23 protein-coding genes are annotated in these 25,648 nt (G+C 60.7%); 16 read left to right on the top strand and 7 right to left on the bottom strand.

The window, feature by feature from the left end:
* Nucleotides 1-77 precede the first annotated feature (77 nt).
* Entirely contained in the window at nucleotides 78-1,034 is a 957-nt protein-coding gene (locus RG836_RS18480) for a LysR family transcriptional regulator (protein ID WP_310848217.1), read from the top strand.
* A gap of 18 nt (nucleotides 1,035-1,052) precedes the next feature.
* Here RG836_RS18480 and RG836_RS18475 read toward each other — a convergent pair whose 3' ends face one another.
* Nucleotides 1,053-2,045, bottom strand: coding sequence for a membrane dipeptidase (locus RG836_RS18475; protein ID WP_310848215.1), 993 nt, complete (start codon nucleotides 2,043-2,045; stop codon nucleotides 1,053-1,055).
* Nucleotides 2,046-2,256: 211 nt separating this feature from the next.
* Here RG836_RS18475 and RG836_RS18470 point away from each other — a divergent pair, with 211 nt between their 5' ends.
* The 4 genes from RG836_RS18470 to RG836_RS18455 all read left to right on the top strand — a co-directional run bounded on the left by RG836_RS18470 (nucleotide 2,257) and on the right by RG836_RS18455 (nucleotide 7,498).
* The gene (locus tag RG836_RS18470) at nucleotides 2,257-3,861 is read left to right on the top strand and encodes a response regulator (RefSeq protein WP_310848213.1); all 1,605 of its coding nucleotides are present in this window, start codon (nucleotides 2,257-2,259) and stop codon (nucleotides 3,859-3,861) included.
* On the top strand, nucleotides 3,858-4,550 hold the full coding sequence (locus RG836_RS18465; RefSeq protein ID WP_310848211.1) for a sensor histidine kinase: 693 nt from the start codon (nucleotides 3,858-3,860) through the stop codon (nucleotides 4,548-4,550). Before RG836_RS18470 ends, RG836_RS18465 begins: the two co-directional genes overlap by 4 nt.
* Before the next feature lie 242 nt (nucleotides 4,551-4,792).
* On the top strand, nucleotides 4,793-6,034 hold the full coding sequence (locus tag RG836_RS18460; protein ID WP_310848473.1) for a glutamine synthetase family protein: 1,242 nt from the start codon (nucleotides 4,793-4,795) through the stop codon (nucleotides 6,032-6,034).
* A 69-nt stretch (nucleotides 6,035-6,103) separates the two neighbouring features.
* Entirely contained in the window at nucleotides 6,104-7,498 is a 1,395-nt protein-coding gene (locus RG836_RS18455; RefSeq protein WP_310848209.1) for an MFS transporter, read from the top strand.
* Nucleotides 7,499-7,575: 77 nt separating this feature from the next.
* Here the strand turns inward: RG836_RS18455 and RG836_RS18450 are convergent, their stop codons facing one another.
* From RG836_RS18450 to flgA, 4 genes are all read right to left on the bottom strand, one after another.
* On the bottom strand, nucleotides 7,576-8,322 hold the full coding sequence (locus RG836_RS18450; protein WP_310848207.1) for a flagellar brake protein: 747 nt from the start codon (nucleotides 8,320-8,322) through the stop codon (nucleotides 7,576-7,578).
* A 97-nt stretch (nucleotides 8,323-8,419) separates the two neighbouring features.
* A complete protein-coding gene (locus tag RG836_RS18445; RefSeq protein WP_310848206.1) occupies nucleotides 8,420-8,887 on the bottom strand; it encodes a flagella synthesis protein FlgN in 468 nt (155 codons plus the stop codon).
* A gap of 49 nt (nucleotides 8,888-8,936) precedes the next feature.
* Nucleotides 8,937-9,263, bottom strand: coding sequence for a flagellar biosynthesis anti-sigma factor FlgM (gene flgM / locus RG836_RS18440; protein ID WP_310848204.1), 327 nt, complete (start codon nucleotides 9,261-9,263; stop codon nucleotides 8,937-8,939).
* Nucleotides 9,264-9,424: 161 nt separating this feature from the next.
* Complete coding sequence (gene flgA / locus RG836_RS18435; RefSeq protein ID WP_310848203.1) at nucleotides 9,425-10,186, bottom strand: flagellar basal body P-ring formation chaperone FlgA; 762 nt, start codon at nucleotides 10,184-10,186, stop codon at nucleotides 9,425-9,427.
* Nucleotides 10,187-10,267: 81 nt separating this feature from the next.
* On the opposite strand from flgA, the gene RG836_RS18430 reads away from it, so the two are divergent.
* The 6 genes from RG836_RS18430 to flgE all read left to right on the top strand — a co-directional run bounded on the left by RG836_RS18430 (nucleotide 10,268) and on the right by flgE (nucleotide 15,379).
* Nucleotides 10,268-11,200: a chemotaxis protein CheV gene (locus RG836_RS18430; protein WP_310848202.1), complete on the top strand. Its 933-nt coding sequence runs from the start codon at nucleotides 10,268-10,270 to the stop codon at nucleotides 11,198-11,200.
* A gap of 45 nt (nucleotides 11,201-11,245) precedes the next feature.
* On the top strand, nucleotides 11,246-12,073 hold the full coding sequence (gene cheR / locus RG836_RS18425; protein ID WP_310848200.1) for a protein-glutamate O-methyltransferase CheR: 828 nt from the start codon (nucleotides 11,246-11,248) through the stop codon (nucleotides 12,071-12,073).
* A 359-nt stretch (nucleotides 12,074-12,432) separates the two neighbouring features.
* Nucleotides 12,433-12,840, top strand: coding sequence for a flagellar basal body rod protein FlgB (gene flgB, locus RG836_RS18420; RefSeq protein ID WP_310848198.1), 408 nt, complete (start codon nucleotides 12,433-12,435; stop codon nucleotides 12,838-12,840).
* A 3-nt stretch (nucleotides 12,841-12,843) separates the two neighbouring features.
* Nucleotides 12,844-13,287 carry a flagellar basal body rod protein FlgC gene (gene flgC / locus RG836_RS18415; RefSeq protein ID WP_310848196.1) on the top strand — a complete coding sequence of 148 codons (444 nt, stop codon included), beginning with the start codon at nucleotides 12,844-12,846 and terminating at the stop codon, nucleotides 13,285-13,287.
* A gap of 15 nt (nucleotides 13,288-13,302) precedes the next feature.
* Nucleotides 13,303-14,028, top strand: coding sequence for a flagellar hook assembly protein FlgD (locus RG836_RS18410; protein WP_310848194.1), 726 nt, complete (start codon nucleotides 13,303-13,305; stop codon nucleotides 14,026-14,028).
* A 31-nt stretch (nucleotides 14,029-14,059) separates the two neighbouring features.
* Nucleotides 14,060-15,379 carry a flagellar hook protein FlgE gene (flgE, locus tag RG836_RS18405; protein ID WP_310848193.1) on the top strand — a complete coding sequence of 440 codons (1,320 nt, stop codon included), beginning with the start codon at nucleotides 14,060-14,062 and terminating at the stop codon, nucleotides 15,377-15,379.
* 672 nt (nucleotides 15,380-16,051) lie between these two features.
* Here the strand turns inward: flgE and RG836_RS18400 are convergent.
* Complete coding sequence (locus RG836_RS18400) at nucleotides 16,052-18,946, bottom strand: ribonucleoside-diphosphate reductase subunit alpha (protein WP_310848191.1); 2,895 nt, start codon at nucleotides 18,944-18,946, stop codon at nucleotides 16,052-16,054.
* A 765-nt stretch (nucleotides 18,947-19,711) separates the two neighbouring features.
* On the opposite strand from RG836_RS18400, the gene RG836_RS18395 reads away from it, so the two are divergent.
* Entirely contained in the window at nucleotides 19,712-20,434 is a 723-nt protein-coding gene (locus RG836_RS18395) for a response regulator (RefSeq protein ID WP_310848189.1), read from the top strand.
* Nucleotides 20,431-22,041: an ATP-binding protein gene (locus RG836_RS18390; protein ID WP_310848187.1), complete on the top strand. Its 1,611-nt coding sequence runs from the start codon at nucleotides 20,431-20,433 to the stop codon at nucleotides 22,039-22,041. Before RG836_RS18395 ends, RG836_RS18390 begins: the two co-directional genes overlap by 4 nt.
* 159 nt (nucleotides 22,042-22,200) lie before the next feature.
* Here the strand turns inward: RG836_RS18390 and RG836_RS18385 are convergent, their stop codons facing one another.
* Complete coding sequence (locus RG836_RS18385; RefSeq protein WP_310848185.1) at nucleotides 22,201-22,926, bottom strand: 4'-phosphopantetheinyl transferase family protein; 726 nt, start codon at nucleotides 22,924-22,926, stop codon at nucleotides 22,201-22,203.
* A 166-nt stretch (nucleotides 22,927-23,092) separates the two neighbouring features.
* On the opposite strand from RG836_RS18385, the gene RG836_RS18380 reads away from it, so the two are divergent.
* Genes RG836_RS18380 through RG836_RS18370 form a run of 3 tightly spaced genes read left to right on the top strand, consistent with a single transcriptional unit; the run spans nucleotide 23,093 to nucleotide 25,501 of the window.
* Nucleotides 23,093-23,431, top strand: a complete 339-nt coding sequence (locus RG836_RS18380; protein ID WP_310848183.1) for a hypothetical protein — start codon at nucleotides 23,093-23,095, stop codon at nucleotides 23,429-23,431.
* Between the two features lie 49 nt (nucleotides 23,432-23,480).
* On the top strand, nucleotides 23,481-24,158 hold the full coding sequence (locus RG836_RS18375) for a response regulator transcription factor (protein WP_310848182.1): 678 nt from the start codon (nucleotides 23,481-23,483) through the stop codon (nucleotides 24,156-24,158).
* A complete protein-coding gene (locus RG836_RS18370) occupies nucleotides 24,155-25,501 on the top strand; it encodes an ATP-binding protein (RefSeq protein WP_310848180.1) in 1,347 nt (448 codons plus the stop codon). The genes RG836_RS18375 and RG836_RS18370 overlap by 4 nt, the downstream gene beginning before the upstream one ends.
* Nucleotides 25,502-25,648: the final 147 nt, after the last annotated feature.

Here is a 25,648-nt window from a genome sequence, read left to right as displayed (position 1 = left end):
ACAGGAACAATTTAGGGACAGCGCAGTGTTTTGATAATAGGATCAAACACGGACGAGCTATTACGGTAAGCGGGACAATGTACAAAAGCGGTCTGACTGAACTGGAAGTGGTGCTCGCCGTCGCGAGACGCCAGGGTTTTCGTGCGGCGGCACTGGAGCTGGACATGTCGACTACTGCGGTCAGTAATGCGGTGGCCAGCCTGGAAGCGCGACTTGGTGCGCGGCTGTTCCATCGCACCACTCGCAGCGTGTCGCTGACCGAGGCTGGACAACGTTTCGTCGCGCAAATCGGCCCATCGGTGATCAACATCCAGGAAGCGATGGCCGCGGTGGCGGAACACACGGCGATCCCGAGCGGTACCCTGCGGATCAACAGTTCACTGGGGGCGGCGCTGATGGTGTTTGAACCGATCCTGTTGCGGTTCCTTCAGCGCTATCCAGCCATGACCGTGGACATCTCCACCGAAGGTCGATTGGTCGACATCATTGCCGAAGGGTTCGACGCTGGCCTGCGCGCCAGTTCGAAAGTGCCACAAGACATGATCCGCGTGCCGCTCACCCAAGAGGTTGCAATGAGGGTGGTGGCCTCTGCCGATTATTTCGCTCGCCAGCCAACCCCGCGAACGCCGGCGGATCTGGCCGAGCATTGCTGCATCCGCGCACGCATGCCCAGCGGCGTGCCGTCGCCCTGGAATTTCATTGAAGACGAGCAGGCGTTCAATCTTGATGTACCCGGCACCTTGGTGCTCGATTCGCCGATTCTGATGCTTGAGGCGGTGCGCCAAGGGCTCGGCCTGGCGCAGGTGGCCGAGTGGTACGTGGCCGATGACCTCGCCAATGGCCGCCTGATCTCAGTGCTGGAAGACTGGACGCCGCCCGCGCCGGGGCTGTCGCTTTATTATTCGGGCCATCGGCATGTGCCCGCCGGATTGCGCGCGTTGATCGAGCTGATTCATGAAGTCGGCGACCAGAACGAGGCGCTTCGGCTCTCTGAACAAAAACCAGCTCGATCAGTGCAGACAACTGCAAGATAAAACCGCTTGAAGGTCTGCTCAACGAGTCGGCCAAGTAGCGGCGGCAATCCGCATCATGTTTCCACCATAGATAGCGTGGATGTCCGCTTGTGTGTAGCCGAGACTCGTGAGTTGTCGAGCGACCTCGCCGAGCGTTGCTGGCTGCAACTGGGTATGCCCGGTCATTGGCCCATAGTGTTGATGTGGCCACCAGTCTTCTTGGTTCACGCCGGCGGGCAAATCGTCATGTTCAGGGCTCAACTCGGTGTCCAGGCCCAGGCCGATATGGCGTGTGCCGACGCGCTCCGCCAGATAGTCGATTTGTCGTACGAATGCCGCCACAGAAGCGGATGGATCGCCCAAGAAGATGCCCAGACCCGTCAGACCGATCACGCCACCCTGGGCCGCGCACGCGTGAATCTGTTCGTCATCGATAGTCCGAGGGTGGTCGTACAGAGCTTTGATGTTGGTGTGGGAGAAGATCGCCGGGCGCTGTGAAATGTCCATCGTCTCCAGGCTTGAGCGCTTGCTCGCGTGGGAACAATCGACGGTGATGCCAGCGCTGTTCATCGCGCCGACAACCTTGCGCCCCAGTGGACTCAAACCCATCCCCGCGCCATGGCATCCGCCGGCGCAATCGTTGTCCCTGTTGTAGGCCAGCAACATCTGGCGCACCCCGGAATGGGCGAACAGTTCGACCATGGCAGGGTCGCGCAGCAGCATGCTTGAACCTTCGAGGTCGAACGAAACCGCAAGCCTGCACTGCTGACGTGCCTGGAAGATATCGTCGAGGGTGCCCGCCAGCGCAAAGTCGTCCGGATGTTGATGCAGCCAGCTTCTGAAGCCCGCGATGACCCTGACCACCGTTTCGAAGGGTGTCATGTCCATGCCGACATTGACCGACACATGATGGAAACCGGCGTCGCGATAGCGCAACAGGCTGGACATGTCCTGCCCGGGAATCAACGGCAGGCACGCGTGGGCCTCCCATTGAATGAACGGTGTGGTGGTTTCTGCTGGCTTGGTCGTCATCTGTTCAACCGCTTCCCGTCCCGGCGTTGATTACAAATTCGCGCACCATGGCGCGTTGGCAATCTGCGCATCTTGCACTCCCAGGCCGGTTAAGTCTGCAAGGAGCGGCGAGAACATCAAGTGGTGCTCGCGCGCGCTTATGGTTCGCCATTTCTGGCCGATAACCTGGTCATGCCTTTGGGTTTACTTACGACTTGCCTGGAAATCTTCGATGCTGGCGTACCACCAAAAAAGCTTTTTGATCGTCGATGATTTCTCGGATTTCCGCAGTTCCGTGCGTTCGATGCTGCGCGAACTGGGGGTCAAGGACGTCGACACGGCAGACAGCGGCGAACAGGCGCTGCGCATGTGTTCGCAGAAGCGCTATGACTTCATTCTGCAGGATTACCACCTCGGCGACGGCAAGAAGAACGGTCAGCAAGTGCTCGAAGACTTGATGATCGAAAAACTGATCAGCCACGAAAGTGTGTTTCTGATGGTCACTGCCGAAAGCAGCCAAGCCATGGTGCTCAGCGCCCTGGAGCATGAGCCCGACGCTTATCTGACCAAACCGTTCAACCGTTCCGGGCTGGCCCAGCGCCTCGAACGCCTGGAGCAACGCAAGACTTTGCTCAAGCCGATCTTGCAGGCACTGGATCGCGGCAAACCGATGGAAGTGCTTAACGCCTGCATCGCCCTGTGCAAGGAAGATCCGCGCTACGGGCCGTTGTGCCTGCGCTACCGCGCCGACGCTCTGCGCGACATGAACCAGAACGAAGCGCTGGAGCGCCTGTACAACCAGATTCTCGCCGACCGTCCGCTGCCTTGGGCCTACGTCGGGCTGGGCCGCTTGCACTTCAAGCGCGGCCAGGTGTTGCAAGCCAAAGAGATCTACGAAAAAGCCCTGAAAGCCTTCCCAATGATGCCGGCGCTGTACGACGGCATGGCCGAAGTCATGGTGGTGGAGAACGACACCAAGGGCGCGCAGCGGGTGCTGGAAGAAGCCGTGCGTCTGTCGCCGCTGGCGGTACGTCGCCAGGCGCAACTGGGCAAACTGGCGATGACCAACGAAGACTTCGAGACCGCCTCCCGGGCGTATCGGCAAGCGGTGTCGCAAGGCGCGCAGTCGCGGTTCAAGGATGCCGAAAGCAACCTCGGCCTGGCTCACGCCTTGATCAGCAAGGGCAGCGACAAAGGCCTGGACACCCGCACGCGTCTGGAAATCAACACCACGCTGAGCGTGGTGGCCAAGGAAAACCCGGCCGATCCTGGCCTGCAGATCCGCGCGCGTTTGATGAAGGCCACCAGCCTGTTGCTCAATGACGCCGAGACTGCCGAAAAACTCACCGAACAAGCCATGTTGCGCCTCGAAGGCATGGAGCAATTCATGAGCCCCGAGGCCGCGTTGCTGGTGGCCAAGCAATTGCAGATGCTCGGCCAGGACAAGGCCGGCGCCTCGATGCTGAAGAACTGCGCGGAAATCTACGGCGACGACCCGGTGGTGATGCAAAGCATCGCCAAGCTCACCGACGACCCGGAAATCCTCAGTTCCAGCAACGCCGCCGCCGAGCTCAACCGCGAAGGCGTGCGGGTCTACAAGACCGGCAATCTGCCCGAAGCGCGGACCTTGTTCCGCCGTGCGCTGACGATGCAGCCGAAAAACATCAGTATTGCCTTGAACATGGCGCAATCACTGCTGCACGGCACCGACACCAGCGTTGCGTCGGCGGAGCTGGAAGAATGCCGGGGCTGCTTGAAAATGGTGGGCATGATGCCCGACACGGACGCGCGCTACCCGCGTTACCAGAAGCTGAAAATAAAGGCGTTTGGCGAATGAGCGAACAGAATCAAGGACTGGATTTTTCCACGGTGATTGCCTCCACTGTCCACGACATGAAGAACTCTCTGGCGATGCTGATGCAGGCACAGGCGCAATGGCTGGCGCGCCTGCCGGAGCCCGAGCGCCTGACGCCGGAGCAAGGGGTGATCGACTTCGAATTCGCGCACCTCAATACCATGCTTGTGCAGTTGCTGGGGCTGTACAAACTCGGCGTCAATCAGTTGCCGATGCAGCCGGACTACCACGAGCTCGACGACTTCATCGAAGCGCAACTGGCCTGTCACCAAGAGGTGTTCAGCAGCCGAGGCATCGTCGCTACCTATGAAGTCGACCCGCTGAGCCCGCTGGGGTTCTTCGATCGCGAGCTGGTGGCGTCGGTGCTGGCCAACAGCATCAACAACGCCATCCGCCATGCCCGCCACGCCTTGTTGATCAGCGTGCACGACCACGGCGGGCAAACCGTACTGACCATCAACGATGATGGCGCCGGCTACCCGGCGCAGATGATCGAACGTCAGGATGAATACGTGCAAGGCATCAATCAGAGCAGCGGCAGCACCGGCCTGGGCCTGTACTTTGCGGGGCGCATTGCCGAACTGCATCAGCGCAACGGTGTGCGCGGTCATACCCGGATCGCCAATGGCGGGCCGCTGGGTGGCGGGTTGTTCAGCCTTTATCTGCCCTGACGCCGGGCATTATCGTTTCAGCTGCGGCCAAGCCCTGATCCAGAGCGCTATTTGCGTTGCGCTGCTTGAAATACTGAACAGCCGAAGCCTATTTTGTACGGGTCGCCGTTCGCGGCTGGTACAACAACAAGGATTGCGTCATGACAACCGATGGCCAGTGTTCACTCGCGCAGCGATTGACCGGCGTTGATGAGATTGAATGTGTCACGCCGGATTTGAATGGCGTGCCACGGGGCAAAGTAATGACCGCCGAAGGCTTTCTCGAAGGCCGGCGCCTGCAACTGGCGCGCGGCGTGCTGCTGCAATGCATCATGGGCGGTTACCCGGCGGCGAAGTTTTACGGCAGCGACGACGGTGACCTGGCGCTGGTCGCCGATCCACAGCAAATCCATCGTCTGCCCTGGAGCAACGAACCCCGCGCATTGGCTATTTGCGACGCTGACGAATTGAGCGGCGAACCCTCGCCTTTGTCGACCCGCGGCCAACTCAAAGCGGTGATCGCCCGTTACGCCGCTCGTGGCCTGGCGCCGGTGGTGGCGACCGAGCTGGAGTTCTTTGTGTTCGCGCCGAACACCGACCCGAACCTGCCGTTCCAGCCGCCGCTGGGCCTGGATGGCCGGCGCGAGGACGGGCAGTCGGCGTTCAGCGTCAGCTCCAACAACGGGCTGCGGCCGTTTTTCAGCGAAGTCTATAAAAGCATGGCCGCGTTGGGCTTGCCCCGCGACACTTTTATGCACGAGATGGGCGTCAGCCAGTTCGAGATCAATCTGCTGCACGGCGATCCGCTGCTGCTGGCCGACCAGACATTCCTGTTCAAGCACCTGCTGAAGGAAGTCGCACTCAAGCACGGCTTGACCGTGGTCTGCATGGCCAAGCCGCTGGCGCACACGCCAGGCAGTTCGATGCATATTCATCAAAGCGTGGTGGATGCGGTCAGTGGTCGTAACGTGTTCAGCGACGAGGTGGGCGAGCCGACGGCGATGTTCCGCCACTTCATCGGCGGGCAGCAGGCCGGCATGGCCGACTTGACCGCGCTGTTTGCGCCGAACGTCAATTCGTATCAGCGGCTGTGCCACCCGTTCGCTTCGCCGAACAATGCCTGCTGGTCCCATGACAACCGCTCCGCCGGCTTGCGCATACCGGCCAGTGCACCGGTGGCGCGGCGGGTCGAGAACCGTTTGCCGGGCGCTGACGCCAATCCGTATCTGGCCATCGCTGCCAGTTTGGCGGCGGGGCTGTACGGCATCGAGCATGAGCTTGAGCCCTCGGCGCCGATCCAGGGCGAGTTCGTGGTGCCGGATAATCTTTCGCTGCCATGTACCTTGCATGCCGCCCTTGAACGTCTGACTCGTAGCCCATTGGCCAGGGAACTGTTCGGCGCTGAGTTCATCGAAGGCTACATCGCTTCGAAGACCCTGGAGTTAACCAGTTTCTTTAACGAAATAACTCCCTGGGAACGGCGTGTTCTTGCGGCCCAGGCATAACGAACCGTCGCCGTCGGGCTATCGTTGAGGTAGACCGATACTTACTGCAAGGAGCCGCTCGGAAAACCGATGCGCGAAATCTGGAAATCCTTTCGAGCGCTCTATTTTGCCTCGCTGATGATGTTGATCGGCTCAGGCCTGTTGAGTACCTATCTCGCCCTGCGCCTGGCCGCTGATCACGTTGATGGTCTGTGGGTCGGTGCGTTGATGGCGGCCAACTATTTCGGCTTGGTGCTGGGCGGCAAGATCGGCCACCGGTTGATCGCCCGAGTCGGGCACATTCGTGCGTATTCGGCCTGTGCCGGGATCGTCGGTGCCGCGGTGCTGGGCCACGGCCTGGTGGATTATCTGCCGGCGTGGCTGTTTCTGCGGATGATCGTCGGCCTGGGCATGATGTGCCAGTACATGGTCATCGAGAGCTGGCTCAATGAGCAGGCCGAGGCCAAGCAGCGCGGGCTGGTGTTCAGCGGCTATATGATCGCCTCGTATTTGGGGCTGGTACTGGGTCAGTTGATTCTGGTCATGCACCCGTCGTTGGGTCTTGAATTGCTGATGCTGGTGGCGCTGTGTTTCGCCTTGTGCCTGGTGCCGGTGGCACTGACCCGGCGGATTCACCCGGCGCCGTTGCGTCCGGCGCCGATGGAGCCGCGCTTCTTCATGAAGCGTGTGCCGCAGTCGCTGAGTACCGTGTTGGGCGCCGGTCTGATCGTTGGCTCGTTTTACGGTCTGGCGCCGTTGTACGCTTCGCAGCAAGGGCTGAGCACCGAGCAGGTCGGTCTGTTCATGGGTAGCTGCATTTTCGCCGGGCTGGTGGTGCAGTGGCCGCTGGGCTGGTTGTCCGATCGTTATGATCGAGCGCTGCTGATCCGCTGCTTCGCCCTGTGCCTGGCGGTGGCTGCGCTGCCGCTGGCCATCCTGTCGCAGGTGCCGCTGGAGGTGCTGTTTATAGCGGGGTTCCTCTGCTCGCTGGTGCAGTTCTGCCTTTATCCGTTGGCGGTGGCGTTCTCCAATGACCATGTCGAGGGCGATCGCCGGGTCTCGCTGACCGCCATGCTGCTGGTGACCTACGGCATCGGGGCGAGCATCGGGCCGTTAGTGGCGGGGGTGCTGATGAAGTTGTTCGGCAGCCAGATGCTCTACGCGTTCTTCAGCTTCTTTGCATTGGTGCTGGTGTGGCGAATCCGCCCGAAAGCCGTGACCAACCTGCATCAGGTCGACGATGCGCCCTTGCATCACGTGGCGATGCCCGACAGCATGTCGAGTTCGCCGCTGGTGGCGGCACTCGATCCGCGGGTCGACGAGCAGATTGTCCAGGATCAGATGTGTACCCAAGCCACGGGCGAACCAGACGCCGAGCCCGCCGCTGATGGCGAGTCGGAAGCAGAGGTTGAGTGGCAAGGCCAGGCGACCGATGAAGAGCCGCCTGAGCCGGAGACACCAGACTTCACCCAAGCGCGGCCCTGATCCCGCGCTAAACCCTCAGGCATAAAAAAACGGGCAGTCCCCGCAAAGGACTGCCCGTTTTTTTTGAGCTGCTCGAATCACATGTCGTCTTTATCGAACCGTCGCGCTTCGCGCTGCAGCTGATAAACGAAACGTTCAACCTGACGCTGTACCTGGCCACTCATGTTGTGGAAGCGCACGCCGGCGAAGGTGGTGTCGATGCGCTCTTCGAAATGCAGGTAACGCAGCTCGACCGGCGCCACCATGCTGCCGAACGGCAGATCAGCGGTGAAGCGATCGTAAACCTGGCCCAATTGCAGGCGGCTGGTGATGTCGCCGTCGAAGCGCAGCTTGCAGCCGGTGGCAGAGATGTCCAGCAGTTTGCCCCGGATTGGCGCCTTGAGCTTTTCGCCGCCCAGTTCGATGCTCACCAGGTCGGTAAGTTTAAGCGCGGCGCGGAAGGCGTTGCGGCGTTGGTGGTAGACCACTTCGTCGGGCAGCGTGCCACGGTAGCAGCGCGCCCCCCCGAATTCGCCGATGTCGAGCGTGCCGTTGCTGTCCCAGGCGACGCGCACGCCGTCATGGAAGCCTTCGATCCGGTACGGCTCGCCGGCCAGCAGAAAGCGCTCACCGTCACGGGGAATCATTTCGTCGAGGGCGATCTGGTTGCTGTCACGGTCAACGTTCACCAGGTAGCTCTGAAAGCGCTGGCTGCGTTCGTGGAAGGTAATGATCAGAGGATCGTGGCTTTCTTGCAGCATGCGCAGAGTGTTGGAAATTTCCAGCGCCGTGGAAAGCACCTTGGGCGGTTGCGGAGCATCATCCGCGTTTAAGGCGTTGAACACGTTCAGTCACTCTCCAGACAAAATACGACTTCCAAGAGCCAGCATTTTGCCAGCATGTTGCGCGCTTTGAATAGAGCGCGCTCATTTACGTGATATGTCAGGCTTGGCTGAGCGGGCGTGGTTTGGCCATGTTGGCGGTCGAGCCACGGGCATCGTAGAGGGTCGGCGGTTCGCCACCATTGAGGATTTTCAACTGATTGGCCGTGGCGGCCTGCTGCACCTGGATCGAGCGGCCATTGAGGGTGTTGATGTCCTGGCAGGCGTTGAGCAGGCGAGTCAATTCATCGCTGCTGCTGAGCAACTGTTCGCCAATGTCGGAGTGACTGGCGAGTTGCTCGAGGCCCTGGCGGGTCGGCGGCAGGTTCAGGCTGACCAGCAGTTCACTGCGCTTGCGGCCATGCTGTTCGAGCAACACGATCATCGCCTGCTTCTGCGCCAGAATGTCCTCGAGTTGAGGCATGTCGCGACCGTGCAGGGCGAGCGACTCGGTCTGCAGCAGCTCCAGCAAATACTGCGCTGGGGCAAAGTCGTCGGTGATCAGTTGCAGTAGATTAGTGTCGTGCATGGCTGGCCTTGGTTTTTAAGCGTCCAAAAGCCTGGCGCCGGCCGGGGCCTTAGCGCTGGGCTTCGAAGTTGAGCAGTTTGCTGGCTACACGGTTGCTGTCGACTTTGTAGCTGCCATCGGCGATGGCTGCTTTCAACTCGGCGACACGCGCCTTGTCGATCGCAGGTTGATCGCGCAGCTTGTCAGTGACCTTCTGCAACTGCTGAGCCTCATTGCTGAGGTGTACCGATTCCCCGCTCTTGGCGGCAGCGGCCTGTTCGGCCGGGCTATTCAGCGTCGCGGACTTGTCGGTTTCTCCGAGATCCTTGCTGGCGCTGGTACGCGTACTGCCTGTGAGTGACGGGGAGCTGTTTAAACGGCTGAAATCGATGACCATGATTGAAAACCTCTGGATATTTGGACGCTTGCCATGTTTTCGGCCATACCCCGAAAAACTTTAGGCTCATTTATCAATGAGCGTGCGCACGTCAGCGCTTGCCAGCATGGGCCACAGTTTAGGGAACAGCCGGGCTGCGCGCCAGTCGTCCATCCGGTCTTCTACATAGACACCTGCACCTGTCCCGGCGCGGTCACTTGCGCCTTGATCACCCGTTGCGAATTAAGGTTCTTGACTCGTATTTGCTCGCTCATGCCGCCGTTGGCGAGGGCTTCGCCGGGCATCCGCACGCTGAGCGTGCCGCTGCGGGCGGTGATCACCACCTGGTCACCTTTGCGGATCACTTCGGCTTGTTCGATGTGCACTTGGGTAATCACTTGATCATTGACCGTTGGTCGGGTCAATCGCTGCCCGATCGCCTGGTCCACCGACGTCAGGTAACCCTGGCTGATCAGGCTGATGTCGCGTTCACGCATGGCCACGTCCCCGGGCTCGATAATCCCCGCGCGTTTCAGCGGCCGGACGGTCACCACGACATCGCGAAACAGGCGGACTTGAGCGGGCACGAACACGGTCCAGGGCGACACGCCGTCGCAACGCAGCTTCACCGTGACCCGGCCAATCGGGGTCGCCGGGCTCTCCAGGGTCGCTGTCAATTCCTTGTCGCAGGCAGGCATGCGCATGCGCGGATCGAGCTGATTCACCTGGATTTCATAGCGACCTTCCGTTTGACTGGTGGCCAGATAGTCCTCTACGGTGAATTCAAGAAAGCCCTGGGTGACGCCGATAAGTAGATCAGGCAGGGTGACCGAGTCCGCAAGGGCAGGGCCGCCAGCGTTAAACAGAACGAGCGCCGTCGCCGCACACAGCCATTGGCGGCCAGCGGAGGTCAGGCGTCGAAAAAATGTCGTTTGTGCGTTCATGACAAGTTAAAAAGCAAGCGCCGTGCCGTTTAGTGATGAATGTGCGTCGCAACACACTTAGCGTTGGTTGGGGAGTCTGGCATGGCGGGTGTAATGGATTCGGTAAACCAGCGCACACAGCTGGTGGGGCAGAATCGCCTGGAGTTGTTGTTGTTCCGTCTTGACGGCCAGCAGCTCTACGGGATCAACGTATTCAAGGTGCGCGAGGTGCTGCAATGCCCGAAGCTGACGTTGATGCCCAAGTCCAGTCCTGTCGTGTGCGGGGTGGCAAATATTCGTGGGGCGACCATTCCGATTCTTGATTTGGCCATGGCCACCGGTTCTGGCCGGTTGCTCGACCAAAGCAATCCGTTCGTGATCATCACCGAGTACAACACCAAGACCCAGGGGTTTTTGGTGCGCTCGGTGGAGCGCATCGTCAACATGAACTGGGAAGAGATCCATCCACCGCCCAAGGGCACTGGTCGGGATCATTACCTGACCGCTGTGACTCGGGTGGACAATCAGTTAGTCGAAATCATCGACGTCGAGAAAGTGCTGGCGGAAGTCGCGCCCACTCCGGAAGCGATTTCGATCGGTGTGGTGGACGTTGAAACCCAACACAAGGCGCTGTCGCTGCGGGTGCTGACGGTTGATGACTCGTCGGTGGCGCGCAAGCAGGTGACCCGTTGCCTGCAAACGGTCGGCGTCGAAGTGGTGGCGTTGAACGATGGGCGGCAAGCGCTGGATTACCTGCGCAAACTGGTCGATGAAGGCAAGAAGCCGGAAGAAGAGTTCCTGATGATGATTTCCGACATCGAAATGCCGGAAATGGACGGGTACACCCTGACGGCGGAAATCCGCAACGACCCGCGCATGCAAAAGCTGCATATCATCCTGCATACTTCGTTGTCCGGCGTGTTCAACCAGGCGATGGTCAAGAAAGTCGGTGCTGATGACTTCCTGGCCAAATTTCGCCCGGATGACCTGGCATCCCGCGTCGTCGAGCGGATCAAAGCAGCAGACATCAGCTAGGGGCCTTTTGCCGCTGGCGATCAACACGAGTAAGAGGCGGCATCATTGTCTACGGGTAATTTGGATTTCGAACAATTCCGGGTCTTCCTGGAAAAAGCCTGTGGCATTTTGCTCGGTGAAAACAAGCAGTACCTGGTCTCGAGCCGCCTCAATAAGTTAATGGAGCAGCAGGGCATCAAGTCGCTGGGCGAGTTGGTGCAGCGCATCCAGACCCAGCCGCGCAGCGGTTTGCGCGAGATGGTGGTGGACGCCATGACCACCAACGAAACCCTGTGGTTTCGCGACACCTATCCGTTTGAAGTGCTGAAGAACAAAGTCTTGCCGGAAGCGATCAAGGCAGCGCCAGGCCAGCGCCTGCGGATCTGGTCGGCGGCGTGTTCGTCGGGCCAGGAACCGTTTTCGCTGTCGATGTCGATCGACGAGTTCGAACGGGTCAATCTCGGCCAGTTGAAGATGGGCGTGCAGATCGTTGCCACCGACCTGTCAGGCACCATGCTCAACAACTGCAAGACCGGCGAGTACGACAGCCTGGCGATCGGTCGAGGTTTGTCGCCCGAACGCCTGCAGCGCTACTTCGACCCGAAAGGGCCAGGACGCTGGGCGATCAAGGCGCCAATCAAAAGCCGCGTGGAATTCCGCTCGTTCAACCTGCTGGACAGCTACGCCAGCCTGGGCAAATTCGACATCGTGTTCTGCCGCAACGTGTTGATCTACTTCTCCGCCGAGGTGAAGAAAGACATCCTGCTGCGCATCCACAGCACCTTGAAGCCGGGAGGCTATTTGTTCCTTGGTGCGTCGGAAGCGCTGAACGGTTTGCCGGATCATTACCAAATGGTCCAGTGCAGCCCGGGGATTATTTATCAGGCGAAATGATTCGTTGGCGGCATTGCAAAACGGGAGTCCTCAGGGGCTCCCGTTTTTTTTGCCTGCGATTTCCCCGGCAGCACCGTCCCCTCGTGGGAGCAAGCCTGCTCGCGAATGCAGTCTGTCATTCAACGAGGATGTCGACTGACACGCCATCTTCGCGAGCAGGCTTGCCCCCACAGGAGGAGGGCTTGGCGCTGGCGAAAGCGGCAGAAAAGCGGCATCTGGCGGAAGCCCATTGCCGCTTTTCTGGCATTGCCGCCTTGCCACTTCCCGGCAAAGCCCCGGTTTATGGGGCTTCAGTGGTTTGGCACGCGGCTTGCTATATCCCTGATACGAAAAATCAGGTCACCCGAAGGTTTCCCGACATGAGCATCAGCTTCGATAAAGCGCTCGGTATCCACGAACAAGCCCTGGGCTTCCGCGCCCAGCGTGCTGAAGTCCTGGCCAACAACATCGCCAACGCCGACACCCCGAACTACAAGGCTCGGGACCTGGACTTCTCGAAAGTGCTCGCCGAGCAGAACGAGAAGACCAAGGGGGGCAAGTTCGCCCTGAACATGACCAACAGCCGTCATATCGAGGCCGAAGGCGTGGGCAACGGCGGCGAATCGCTGATGTACCGCACGCCGATGCAACCGTCGATCGACCAGAACACCGTTGATGCGCAACTTGAACAGTCCAACTACGCGGAAAACGCCGTGGGCTTCCAGGCCAGCTTCACCATGCTCAACAGCAAATTCAAAGGGCTGGTTTCAGCCCTGCGCGGGGAGTAATTCATGTCACTTGCCAGTGTTTTCAACATCGCCGGTAGCGGCATGAGCGCCCAGACCACGCGTCTCAACACCGTGGCCTCGAACATTGCCAACGCCGAAACCGTGTCGTCGAGCATCGACCAGACCTACCGCGCCCGTCACCCGGTGTTCGCCACCATGTTCCAGGGCGGCCAAACCGGCGGCAGCGATTCGCTGTTCCAGAACCAGGATGCCGCCGGCCAAGGCGTGCAAGTGCTGGGCGTGGTCGAAGACCAGAGCAACCTCGATGCGCGTTACGAGCCGAACCATCCCGCGGCGGACGAGAAGGGTTATGTCTACTACCCGAACGTCAACGTGGTTGAAGAAATGGCCGACATGATTTCCGCCAGCCGTTCGTTCCAGACCAACGCTGAAATGATGAACACCGCCAAAACCATGATGCAGAAGGTCCTGACCCTCGGTCAGTGATAAGGGGCGACACAAATGAGTGTGACCGATACCACCGGCGGCGTAAGCATCAAGGATGTCCTGGCTAACTCCTATAAAGCCCCGGCCACCACTAACGACGCGATCTCTTCGGCGACCAGCACGGCTACCGGTAGTCAGACCCTGGGCAAGGACTCGTTCCTGAAGCTGCTGGTGACCCAACTCAACAACCAGAACCCGCTCGATCCGCAGGACAACGGCGAGTTCGTGGCACAACTGGCGCAGTTCAGCAGCCTGGAAGGCATCACTACCCTGAACGACTCGGTGAAGAACATCTCCGATGCGTTCGGCTCGTCGCAAGCGCTGCAGGCGTCGTCGCTGGTGGGCCGTTCGGTGATCATCAAGACCGACAAGACCGTGGTCGACACGTCGAAGACCATGGACGGCACTGTGGTGGTCCCGGAGTCGGGCGATCCGCTGACCGTGACCATCAACGTCAAGGATGCCGACGGCAAAGCCGTGCGCTCGATCGTCCTGGAGAAGCAGAACGGCGGCGTCACCGATTTCAAGTGGGACGGCAAGAACGAAGCAGGCGAAGTGGCCCCGGCGGGCAGCTACACCTTTACCGCCACCACCACCATCGACAGTCAGTCGGTGGCGTTGGACACCTACCTGCCCGCGACCGTCAACAGCGTCACCATGATTCCTGGCGAAGAGTTAATGCTGAACCTGGCCGGCCTCGGCAAGGTGGGCATCTCCAACGTTCAAACCATTGGTAAGTAGAGCCGACTAACCCGGCACAAAGGAGTGGAATATGTCTTTCAATATCGGCCTTAGCGGTCTCTATGCAGCCAACAAACAACTGGACGTGACCGGTAACAACATCGCCAACGTGGCGACCACCGGTTTCAAATCGTCCCGTGCGGAATTCGAAGACGTGTACTCGGCCACCCGCTTGGGTACCGGCAGCAAAACCGTCGGTAACGGCGTGCGCCTGGCTAACGTTTCCCAGCAGTTCGGCCAGGGCGACGTGAGCAACACCGGCAACGTGCTGGACATGGCGATCCAGGGCAACGGCTTTTTCGTGATGAGCGACAACGGTTCCCTTAGCTACACCCGTGCCGGTGCATTTAAGGTCGACCCGGAAAACTTCATCGTCGACAACAATGGCAACCGCTTGCAGGGTTACGGCGTCGATGGCAACGGCAAGATCATCAACGGCATCCTGACTGACCTGAAGATCGACACTTCGAGCCTCAGCCCGAAACCGACGGCCAACATCAACCAGACGTTGAACCTGAACTCCTCGGATCCGCTGCCGGCAATCACCCCGTTCGCTGTTAACACCCCGGGCAGCTACAACAGCCTGATCACCACTCAGGTGTTCGACACCCAGGGCAACTCGCACAGCATGGACCAGTACTACGTGAAGGGCGCTGCGCCGAACACCTGGACGGTCTACACCTACATGGATGGCGACCGCACCCCGAGCAACCCGTTGACCCCGCCACCGGGCACGCCGCTCACCGCCGAGATCGTGTTCAAGCCCGATGGCAGCATCGACACCATGACCTCCACTGGCTGGACCCAGGTCGGGAACAAGCTGACCATGACTGGCTGGGTGCCGGGCGTGGTCATTGACAAAGCAACTAACCCGCCAACCTGGGCGGCCAACGGTTCGGCCGCGGCAGCAGGCGGCGTGACGCTCAACATGGCCAGCACCACGTCCTACAACCTGGCGACGGCGCGGACCTTCCAAAGCCAGGATGGTTACGCCACCGGGCAGATTTCCAGCCTGACCATCAGCTCCAGCGGTGTTCTGACCGCCACGTTCAGCAACAAGCAGACCAAGGCCATCGGCCAGGTCGCCGTTGCGAGCTTCGCCAACGAGCAAGGCTTGCAGCCGATTGGCGGCACAGCGTGGAAAGAGACCTTCGATTCGGGCCTGGCCGGTATCGATGCGCCGAAGACCGGTACGTTGGGTTCGATCGTTGCGAACTCGTTGGAAGAGTCGAACGTTAACTTGACCAATGAGTTGGTGGATTTGATCAAGGGGCAAAGTAACTATCAGGCGAATGCGAAGACTATTTCTACGCAGAGCACGATTATGCAGACGATTATTCAGATGACTTGATGTCTGGGTGATGGGCAAGGGACCCCTCTTTTTGAGGGGTTTTTTGTGTTTTGGGTGGGGGATTTGGGTGTATATCCGTTGCTGCGGTAACGGCTGCTTAGGGTTGCGCCCTTACGGCGCCTTACTTTGGCAAACGCCCCAAAGTAAGCAAAGGTCTCGCCCCTGACGTCCGGCTCCTCGCCTAGGCTCGGAGTACCTTCGCTCCGGCATTCATCCGGGGGCATCGCCCTCCGGTTGGCTTCGCTGGCACCTGCATGCGATGAGCATGACTGCGTCATGCGGCGCTGCGCGCCAATCCCCGGATAAACACCTCCACTCAGCCTTCCGACGGGGCGGGTGGATCAAAAGCAGAGCAAGATCAAGATCAAAAGCGCGGCGAGCTGACACTCGGCCTGATGGATGTACACAACTGTTTCGGACATCCCCGAACCCTGTGGGAGCTGCGGTGCGACGATTCGACTTGCCAGCGATGGCGGCCTGACAGCTAACCAGTCACTACCAGATGTACGCCAATCCAAATTGTGGGAGCGAGCCTGCTCGCGAAGGCGGCCGCACTTCCCCCACACCGTCACCTGACCCACCACTTCCCCCCAGCCAAAAGAAAACCCCCGACAAACCAGAGGTCTGTCGGGGGTTCCATGTCAGCGCTGTTCAGCGCCAACCAGGCTCAGCTTATTGGCAAGCTTCGCAATCCGGCTCGTCGATGGCGCAAGCCTTTGGCACTGGAGCCGGGCCGGCTGGAGCGGCCAGGACCGAGTCGTCGCCGTGGTTGCCGCCGCTGGAAACAGCGTTGAGCTTGCCGGTGTTGATGGTCGACTTCTCGGTGCTGGTCGCGGCCAGGGCACGGAGGTAGTAGGTGGTTTTCAGGCCACGGTACCAAGCCATGCGGTAGGTCACGTCCAGTTTCTTGCCCGAAGCGCCGGCGATGTACAGGTTCAGCGACTGCGCCTGGTCGATCCATTTCTGGCGACGGCTGGCGGCGTCGACGATCCACTTGGTGTCGACTTCGAACGCGGTGGCGTAGAGCTCTTTGAGTTCTTGCGGGATGCGCTCGATCTGCTGCACCGAACCGTCGTAGTACTTCAGGTCGTTGATCATCACCGAGTCCCACAGACCGCGGGCTTTCAGGTCGCGGACCAGGTACGGGTTGATCACGGTGAATTCGCCCGACAGGTTCGATTTCACGTAGAGGTTCTGGTAAGTCGGTTCGATCGACTGCGACACGCCGGTGATGTTGGCGATGGTGGCGGTCGGTGCGATGGCCATGATGTTGGAGTTACGAATGCCTTTCTGCACACGGGCGCGAACCGGTGCCCAGTCCAGGGATTCTTTCAGGTCAACGTCGATGTATTTCTGGCCACGCTGTTCGATCAGGATCTGTTGCGAATCCAGCGGCAGGATGCCTTTGGACCACAGCGAACCCTGGAACGTCTCGTAGGCACCGCGCTCGTCGGCCAGGTCGCAGGAGGCCTGGATCGCGTAGTAGCTGACCGCTTCCATGGACTTGTCGGCGAAGTCGACGGCGGCGTCGGAACCGTAAGGAATGTGCTGCAGGTACAGCGCATCCTGGAAGCCCATGATGCCCAGGCCAACCGGACGGTGCTTGAAGTTGGAGTTCTTCGCTTGCGGCACCGAGTAGTAGTTGATGTCGATCACGTTGTCGAGCATGCGCACGGCGGTGTTGACGGTACGTTCCAGCTTGGCGGTGTCGAGCTTGCCGTTGACGATGTGGTTCGGCAGGTTGATCGAGCCCAGGTTGCAAACGGCGATCTCGTCCTTGTTGGTGTTCAAGGTGATCTCGGTGCACAGGTTCGAGCTGTGAACCACGCCCACGTGCTGCTGCGGGCTGCGCAAGTTGCACGGGTCTTTGAAAGTCAGCCATGGGTGGCCGGTTTCAAACAGCATGGAGAGCATTTTGCGCCACAGGTCTTTGGCCTGGATGGTCTTGAACAGCTTGACCTTGCCCGGGTACTCGGTGAGGGCTTCGTAGTACTCGTAGCGCTCTTCGAATGCCTTGCCGGTCAGGTCGTGCAGGTCCGGTACTTCGGATGGCGAGAACAGAGTCCACTTGCCGTCGTCGAAGACACGCTTCATGAACAGGTCAGGGATCCAGTTGGCGGTGTTCATGTCGTGGGTACGACGGCGATCATCACCGGTGTTCTTACGGAGCTCGATGAACTCCTCGATGTCCATGTGCCAGGTTTCCAGGTAGGCACACACGGCGCCTTTGCGCTTGCCACCCTGGTTCACGGCGACGGCGGTGTCGTTCACCACTTTGAGGAACGGCACGACGCCCTGGGATTTGCCGTTGGTGCCCTTGATGTAAGAGCCCAGTGCGCGGACCGGGGTCCAGTCGTTGCCCAGGCCGCCGGCGAATTTCGACAGCATGGCGTTGTCGTGGATCGCGCCGTAGATGCCCGACAGGTCGTCCGGCACGGTGGTCAGGTAGCAACTCGACAGCTGTGGACGCAGGGTGCCGGCGTTGAACAGGGTAGGGGTCGAGGACATGTAGTCGAAGGACGACAACAGGTTGTAGAACTCGATGGCGCGGTCTTCTTTCTGCTTCTCTTCGATCGCCAGGCCCATGGCCACGCGCATGAAGAAGATTTGCGGCAGTTCGAAGCGGATACCGTCCTTGTGGATGAAGTAACGGTCGTACAGGGTTTGCAGGCCCAGGTAAGTGAACTGCTGGTCGCGTTCGTGGTTGATCGCCTTGCCGAGTTTTTCCAGGTCGAAAGACGCGAGGATCGGGTTCAGTAATTCGAATTCGATACCCTTGGCGATGTAGGCCGGCAGCGCCTTGGCGTACAGGTCGACCATTTCGTGGTGGGTCGCGCTTTCGGCAACGCCGAGGAAGCCCAGGCCTTCGGCGCGCAGGGTGTCCATCAGCAGGCGAGCGGTGACGAACGAGTAGTTCGGCTCACGCTCGACCAGGGTACGGGCGGTCATCACCAGGGCGGTGTTGACGTCGGTCAGGGCCACGCCGTCGTACAGGTTTTTCAGGGTTTCGCGCTGGATCAGGTCGCCGTCGACTTCTTCCAGGCCTTCGCAGGCTTCGGTGACGATGGTGTTCAGGCGCCCCATGTCGAGTGGCGCGAGGCTGCCGTCGGCGCGGGTGATGCGGATCGACGGGTGCGCCTGGACCGCTTCTTCGGCCGGGCTGCGGACGGCGCGTTCCTTGGAACGGGCGTCACGGTAGATCACGTAGTCGCGGGCAACTTTCTGCTCGCCGGCACGCATCAGGGCCAGTTCGACCTGGTCCTGGATTTCTTCGATGTGGATGGTGCCGCCCGACGGCATGCGGCGCTTGAAGGTCGCGGTGACCTGTTCGGTCAGGCGCGCCACGGTGTCGTGGATTCGCGACGAGGCGGCAGCGGTGCCGCCCTCAACTGCGAGAAATGCTTTGGTGATCGCGACGGTGATTTTGTCATCGGTGTAAGCAACGACAGTGCCGTTACGCTTGATCACGCGCAATTGGCCCGGCGCGGTGGCGGACAGATCCGAATTCGAATCAGCGGCCTGCGGCAAGGTGCCTTGCGGGTTCTCGCGAGTTGTGTCGGTTTGCATGGGGGGGTGTCTCCACGTTCTTTATGTTTGTTTGGGCACCATCACGGTGCCCACCGTTCCGTCCTGAAGCACTACAACCGACTGGCGTCGGGCATAACAACTTCGGGACAGTAGGAAGAAGGCCAGTGCTGCCAGCTTCCATGCCGAAGTCTTTTGGCTCGAGCCTGGGCTCGAGACCGGGATTCCTTTCGGGGTGACAGTCATGGACTGCAACACCCGTACCGTTTCGGCCGTTAGCGGCTCAAATAACGGTGCCATCCGCGCGCGCGGTTTGGGCTTTGAAAATAACGTTTCGTTCCACCGGAAACAGTCAATAAAGCGCTTGAGTTCGGGGCCCGAAATATGGTTGGTCTTTTACGCAAAAACCCTACATGTAGGGTTTTTTCGGCGCCGGGGTACAAGATAATGCGTTTTGGACACGGATTGCAACGTACTACCTGTGGATAAAGCTGTGCGTAAAGTGTGTGTTGCAGGTGGAAATAACGCGCAGGCCGCGACGGCGTTGGAGTAGACCGTTTGTCACAGATTTTCATCCCTCGATATCCGTCTGCTGAAATTTCGAGGGCGCGAACGCTATCACAAAAAATCGTCCCGACCGAGGCGGTTTCGCGGCTTGTGTTCTCGGCGAGCGACGTTTATACAATCGGCCGTTGTGTCGTCCTTTCCGATCCCCCGATCATGCACACGGGACATGACAAACCGAGGGCAGAAAGCTTCCTTTATAGAGGCCAGCCTTTAATCAGTGTCGGCAAGTAGAGGTCGTTCATGGAGCAAGAAGCCTGGCAGGTATTGATCGTCGAGGATGACCAGCGGCTGGCTGAGTTGACTCGCGACTACCTGGAAGCCAACGGCCTGCGCGTCGCCATCGAAGGCAATGGGGCGCTGGCAGCGGCGCGGATCATCAACGAGCAGCCGGATCTGGTGATCCTCGACCTGATGCTGCCCGGCGAAGACGGCTTGAGCATCTGCCGCAAGGTGCGCGACCGCTATGACGGGCCGATCCTGATGCTCACCGCCCGCAGCGACGACACCGACCAGATTCTCGGCCTCGACCTGGGCGCCGACGATTACGTGTGCAAACCGGTGCGCCCGCGCTTGCTGCTGGCGCGCATCCAGGCCTTGTTGCGGCGCAGCGAAGCGCCGGAAGCGGCGCCGCAGAAAACCCGGCGCCTGCAGTTCGGCTCGCTGGTGGTGGATAACGCCTTGCGCGAAGCCTGGTTGAGTGATGTCGGCATCGAATTGACCAGCGCCGAATTCGACCTGCTGTGGCTACTGGTGGCCAACGCCGGTCGCATCCTGTCCCGGGAAGAAATCTTCACCGCATTGCGCGGCATCGGCTACGACGGCCAGGACCGCTCGATCGATGTGCGCATCTCGCGAATCCGCCCGAAGATCGGCGATGACCCGATTCATCCGCGGCTGATCAAGACCATTCGCAGCAAAGGCTATTTGTTCGTGCCTGAAGCCTGTGTCGACCTGCCGCTGTGAATTCCATTTTTCTGCGTATTTACGGCGGCATGTGCGCCGCGCTGATTCTGGTGGCGGTCCTCGGCGTGCTGGCGCTGCACCTGCTCAATCAGGTGCGCAGCGAGCAATACCGCGAACGCCTGGCCCACGGCACGTTTTCGCTGATGGCCGACAACCTGCAACCGATGAACCAGACCGAACGCCACCGTGCGCTGCTGGTGTGGGAGCGGCTGCTGGGGATTCCGCTCACCCTGCAAACCTTCGCCCAGACCGACCTCGACCTCGGCCAGCGCACCCGCGTGTTGCGCGGCCAGGCGCTGGTCGAGCAAACCGGTCCACACGCGGCGAGGGTCTATCGGCTGATCAGCGACAAGGAACAGCTGATGCTGACCGGCGAGGTGCAGCAGATCAGCGAGCAATTGGCCCGAGCGACGATTTTCCTGCTGGCGGACGAATTGGTGCGTTACCCGGTGGTCGAGCAGCCCAAGCGCCTGGCGCAGCTCAAGGAAGATAAAGGCTTCGGTTTCGACTTGCGGCTGGTCACCCTGCAACAAGCAGACATGGACGAGGACCAGACCCGGCGCGTGTCCGAGGGGGACACGGTGATGGCGCTGGGCAAAAACGGCGATTCGATCCGCGTGTTTTCCGGGATGGTCGGTACGCCGTGGGTTTTGGAAATCGGCCCGTTGTACCAGATGAATCCGTATCCGCCGGAGTGGCTGGTGTTGATCGCCGCCCTCGGGTTAAGCCTGATCGGGCTGATCGTCTATTTATTGGTGCGGCAACTGGAGCGCCGTTTGCGCGGCCTCGAAGCCGCCGCCACGCGCATCGCCAAGGGCAGCCTGGAAACCCGTGTGCCAACTCGTGGCGCCGATTCGGTGGGGCGCCTGGCGTCGGCGTTCAACGGCATGGCCGAGCACTTGCAGCAGTTGCTGGCGATCCAGCGTGAACTGGTGCGCGCGGTGTCCCACGAATTGCGCACCCCGGTGGCGCGCCTGCGCTTCGGTCTGGAGATGATCGGCTCGGCGACCACCCCTCAAGCCCTGGAGAAATACCGCGAAGGCATGGACCACGACATCGAGGACCTCGATCGGCTGGTGGACGAGATGCTCACCTACGCGCGGCTGGAGCAAGGCTCGCCGGCGCTGAATTTCCAGCGGGTCGATCTTGATGCGCTGCTTAATCAGGTGATCGAAGAATTGGCGCCTCTGCGCGCCGATGTCAATGTGCAGCGCGGCCATTGCTTGTCTGCCGCGGACTGCGATGGCGCCTGGGTCGAAGCCGAGCCGCGCTACCTGCACCGGGCGCTGCAGAATCTGGTGAGCAATGCGATGCGCCATGCGCAGTCGCAAGTCTCGATCAGTTATCAAGTGGGGCAGTTGCGCTGTCGGGTCGATGTGGAAGATGACGGGCCGGGCGTGCCGGAGTCAGCCTGGGAGAAAATCTTCACCCCGTTCCTGCGCCTCGACGACAGCCGCACTCGCGCGTCCGGTGGCCATGGTCTGGGGCTGTCGATCGTGCGGCGGATCATTCACTGGCACGACGGCCGGGCGTTGATCGGCAAAAGCAAAAACCTCGGCGGGGCGTGCTTCAGCCTGAGCTGGCCGCGGCATCAGGACAAGCCTTGAGGTCCGCGGTGGCAGGGCTACCGCCATCGCTGGCAAGTCGAATCGTCGCACCGCAGCTCCCACAGTGATTTGAGGTGTTCAGACAAAAGTGAATACACCAAAACCCCCAGTGGGAGCTGGCTTGCCAGCGATGAGGCCATCAGCTCCAACACAAGACCTTCAAGCCTTGATACTCACCAGACTCAACACCTGCCCATCCGCCACTGAAAACTGCGCCTCCAGCTCGGTGCCATGCCGCCACTCGTTGCTCAGATCAATCAGCAGCCGCAGCCGAACCCGGCCTTGGCGGTTCCATTCCAGCACTTCGGCATGCTCGAAGTAAAAGCGCTGCTGAACGATCGGGTACAGCGCCTTGAACAGGCTTTCCTTCACCGAGAAGGTCAGGGTCACGCACAGCGCCAGGTCGTCGCGGCGGCCGGCGGCCATGCGTTGCAGTTCCGGCGGGTTGAGGATTTCCCCGGCCAGGCGTTCCGCGCGTTCAGCGTCGAGCAGGTTTTCCAGGTCCATGCCCAGTCCGCGCCAGTCGCGCTTATGCGCGACGATCGCCGCCGCGCGCCCGGTGCTGTGGGTAATCGAGCCGCTGATGTGCGGCGGCCAGATCGGCGCGCGGTCGTCGCCAATGGGCGGAATCACGCTGGACCCTTCCAACTGCAGCAACGCGGCCCGGGCGCACACCCGTCCGGCGAGAAACTCTGCCTGCCGCTTGGCCACCGAGCGCTGAATGCTCGCTGGCACTTCCACCAGGCTGCGCTGGAAATCATCTGCGCGCAGGTTCAACGGATTGAAATGCGTGCCGATCAGCACCGTGCCCGGCAACACGTCGGGCAGCGGCCAGTGGGCATCGAGCGGGGTGCAGCAGGCGGGGAGGGCGGGGATTGGCGTCATGTTCGGCATTTTGCCGGGTTGCCGGGCGAGTGGGTAGCCCGGCCGCTGGAATGTTTGGCGGTCGCGTTGTTGATTCAGCCGCCGTTCAAGGCGTGTTCAGGGCCAGTTCAGGGGCAGGTGGGTAACCTTGGCGCGTACCCAGAAGCACACCGCCGAGGAAACACCCATGACTTCTTTGAAAAAATGGATGCTCGCACTCACCGTCATGAGCGCCAGCGCCCTGGTGCACGCCGCGGATGAAAAACTCGCGGACCCAAACCTGGGCCAGGCCGGCAACAAGGACAAAAAGTCCCACGCGCTCAACGACCGCTTCCGCAGCGCCGACAGCGGCGGCCACCGCGAGGATCATGGTTGGGCCGCGCACCTCGGTCAGGCCCGTCATCAAGTGGGCTACAGCGCGGCGTATCAAACCGTGTGCAGTGCCTACAATGGCATTAAACTGCGCCAGGACACCCTGGGCCGCTACGATCTGTGGGAGCCGGTAGGCGGCCGGATCAACACGTGAGCCGTCGCGAATATGCCGCGCAAGATATCGAATTGCCTGGGAGACCCTTATGAAGCTGCTGGTTGTCGAAGATGAAGCGCTGTTGCGCCATCACTTGCTGACCCGTCTGACCGACAGCGGTCATGTGGTGGAAGCCGTGGCCAATGCCGAAGAGGCGCTGTATCAGACCGAGCAGTTCAACCACGACCTGGCGGTGATCGACCTCGGCCTGCCGGGCCTTGGCGGCCTGGACCTGATCCGCCAGCTGCGCGCCCGCGGCAAGAGCTTTCCGATCCTGATCCTCACCGCCCGGGGCAATTGGCAGGACAAGGTCGAAGGCCTGGCCGCCGGCGCCGACGATTACGTGGTCAAGCCATTCCAGTTCGAAGAGCTGGACGCTCGCCTCAATGCACTGCTGCGCCGTTCCAGCGGCTTCACCCAATCGACCATCGTCGCCGGGCCGTTGCGGCTGGACCTCAATCGCAAACAGGCCTCGCTCGACGATCAACCCCTGGCGCTGACCGCCTACGAATACCGCATCCTCGAATACCTGATGCGCCATCACCAGCAAGTGGTGGCCAAGGATCGTTTGATGGAGCAGTTGTACCCGGACGATGACGAGCGTGATCCAAACGTGATCGAAGTGTTGGTCGGGCGGTTGCGGCGCAAACTCGAAGGGCCGGCGGGCTTCAAGCCGATCGACACCGTGCGCGGCCTCGGTTACCTGTTCAACGAGCGCTGCACTTGATTCGCTCCCTGCGGGTGCGCTTGATGCTCGCCGCCGCGCTGCTGGCGGTGTTGTTCATGCTGGCCCTGCTGCCGGCGATGCAGGGCGCGTTCCGCCTGGCGTTGCAGGATTCCATCGAGCAACGGCTGGCCTCGGACGTGACCACGCTGATCTCCGCCGCCCGGGTCGACGGCAATCACCTGGTGATGCCGGCGCAGTTGCCCGACGAGCGCTTCAACCTCACCGACAGCCGCTTGCTCGGTTACATCTATGACCGCGAAGGGCGCCAGGTCTGGCGCTCCAAGGCGACTCAGGAAGAACACATCAACTACAAGCCACGCTATGACGGACGCGGCAATGAGTTTGCGCGGATCCGCGAGGCCAATGGCGAGGAGTTCTTCGTTTATGACGTCGAGGTCCAACTGCTCGGCGGCAAAAGCGCAGCGTTCAGCATCGTTGCCCTGCAACCGGTGCGCGATTACGAGATCACGCTCGAAGGTCTGAGGGAAAACCTCTACCTCGGTTTCGGCGCCGCGTTGCTGGTGCTGCTGGCGTTGTTGTGGGGCGGCCTGACTTGGGGCTTGCGCGCCCTGCGGCGGCTGAGCCAGGAACTCGATGAAATCGAGGGCGGCACCCGCGAAAGCCTCAGCGAAAAACACCCGCGCGAACTGCTGCGCCTGACCGGCTCGCTGAACCGTCTGCTGCACAGCGAGCGCGAGCAACGCAGTCGTTATCGCGATTCTCTGGACGATTTGGCGCACAGCCTGAAAACCCCGTTGGCGGTGTTGCAAGGGGTCAGTGAAGACATGGCGCAGCGTCCGGAAAATCGCGATCAGGCCTGGGTGCTGCAAGGGCAGATCGAGCGCATGAGCCAGCAAATCAGCTATCAATTGCAGCGCGCCAGCCTGCGCAAAAGCGGCCTGGTGCGCCATCAGGTGCGCCTGCGCCCGGTGCTGCAAAGCCTCTGCGACACCCTGGACAAGGTGTACCGCGACAAACGGGTCAAGGTCACCTTCGATCTGCCGGAACACTGTTACGTGCCGATCGAGCAGGGCGCCTTGCTGGAAATGCTCGGCAATCTGCTGGAAAACGCCTATCGCCTGTGTTTGCAGGAAGTGCGCATCAGCGTGCGCGAGAGCCTGGTGGGGCTCGAGCTGTGCGTCGAAGACGACGGCCCCGGCGTACCGGTGGACCAGCGCGCGAGGATTCTGCAACGGGGCGAGCGCCTCGACCGTCAGCATCCGGGGCAGGGCATTGGTCTGGCGGTGGTCAAGGACATCATCGAGAGCTACAGCGCCAAGCTGACCCTGGGCGATTCACCCTTGGGCGGCGCGGCGTTTCGGATACATTTTCCGATGGCCTGATTGGCTTTTTTTCACTGTCGCCAACGCCGAATGAGGTTTCTGTGCACGACGCAGAAACCAGTGGGAGCTTGGCTTGCCAGCGATGACTATGTCTTAGGCGATGGATTTTTTGCAGGTGTACATATCCATTTCTTGGGTGATGGCCTC

This window comes from Pseudomonas rhizozeae, from assembly GCF_031583775.1.
Taxonomy (GTDB): Bacteria; Pseudomonadota; Gammaproteobacteria; order Pseudomonadales; family Pseudomonadaceae; genus Aquipseudomonas.
Note: the sequence above shows the minus strand (reverse complement) of the source record. Positions and strands in the feature narration are given on the sequence as shown.

What these genes read in the sequence shown, in the direction of transcription:
- RG836_RS18480 (WP_310848217.1), top strand. Translation starts at nt 78, where the DNA reads ATGTACAAAAGCGGTCTGACTGAACTGGAAGTGGTGCTCGCCGTCGCG.
- RG836_RS18475 (WP_310848215.1), bottom strand. Translation starts at nt 2,045, where the DNA reads ATGACGACCAAGCCAGCAGAAACCACCACACCGTTCATTCAATGGGAG.
- RG836_RS18470 (WP_310848213.1), top strand. Translation starts at nt 2,257, where the DNA reads ATGCTGGCGTACCACCAAAAAAGCTTTTTGATCGTCGATGATTTCTCG.
- RG836_RS18465 (WP_310848211.1), top strand. Translation starts at nt 3,858, where the DNA reads ATGAGCGAACAGAATCAAGGACTGGATTTTTCCACGGTGATTGCCTCC.
- RG836_RS18460 (WP_310848473.1), top strand. Translation starts at nt 4,793, where the DNA reads ATGACCGCCGAAGGCTTTCTCGAAGGCCGGCGCCTGCAACTGGCGCGC.
- RG836_RS18455 (WP_310848209.1), top strand. Translation starts at nt 6,104, where the DNA reads ATGCGCGAAATCTGGAAATCCTTTCGAGCGCTCTATTTTGCCTCGCTG.
- RG836_RS18445 (WP_310848206.1), bottom strand. Translation starts at nt 8,887, where the DNA reads ATGCACGACACTAATCTACTGCAACTGATCACCGACGACTTTGCCCCA.
- flgM (WP_310848204.1), bottom strand. Translation starts at nt 9,263, where the DNA reads ATGGTCATCGATTTCAGCCGTTTAAACAGCTCCCCGTCACTCACAGGC.
- flgA (WP_310848203.1), bottom strand. Translation starts at nt 10,186, where the DNA reads ATGAACGCACAAACGACATTTTTTCGACGCCTGACCTCCGCTGGCCGC.
- RG836_RS18430 (WP_310848202.1), top strand. Translation starts at nt 10,268, where the DNA reads ATGGCGGGTGTAATGGATTCGGTAAACCAGCGCACACAGCTGGTGGGG.
- flgB (WP_310848198.1), top strand. Translation starts at nt 12,433, where the DNA reads ATGAGCATCAGCTTCGATAAAGCGCTCGGTATCCACGAACAAGCCCTG.
- flgC (WP_310848196.1), top strand. Translation starts at nt 12,844, where the DNA reads ATGTCACTTGCCAGTGTTTTCAACATCGCCGGTAGCGGCATGAGCGCC.
- RG836_RS18410 (WP_310848194.1), top strand. Translation starts at nt 13,303, where the DNA reads ATGAGTGTGACCGATACCACCGGCGGCGTAAGCATCAAGGATGTCCTG.
- flgE (WP_310848193.1), top strand. Translation starts at nt 14,060, where the DNA reads ATGTCTTTCAATATCGGCCTTAGCGGTCTCTATGCAGCCAACAAACAA.
- RG836_RS18400 (WP_310848191.1), bottom strand. Translation starts at nt 18,946, where the DNA reads ATGCAAACCGACACAACTCGCGAGAACCCGCAAGGCACCTTGCCGCAG.
- RG836_RS18395 (WP_310848189.1), top strand. Translation starts at nt 19,712, where the DNA reads ATGGAGCAAGAAGCCTGGCAGGTATTGATCGTCGAGGATGACCAGCGG.
- RG836_RS18385 (WP_310848185.1), bottom strand. Translation starts at nt 22,926, where the DNA reads ATGACGCCAATCCCCGCCCTCCCCGCCTGCTGCACCCCGCTCGATGCC.
- RG836_RS18380 (WP_310848183.1), top strand. Translation starts at nt 23,093, where the DNA reads ATGACTTCTTTGAAAAAATGGATGCTCGCACTCACCGTCATGAGCGCC.
- RG836_RS18375 (WP_310848182.1), top strand. Translation starts at nt 23,481, where the DNA reads ATGAAGCTGCTGGTTGTCGAAGATGAAGCGCTGTTGCGCCATCACTTG.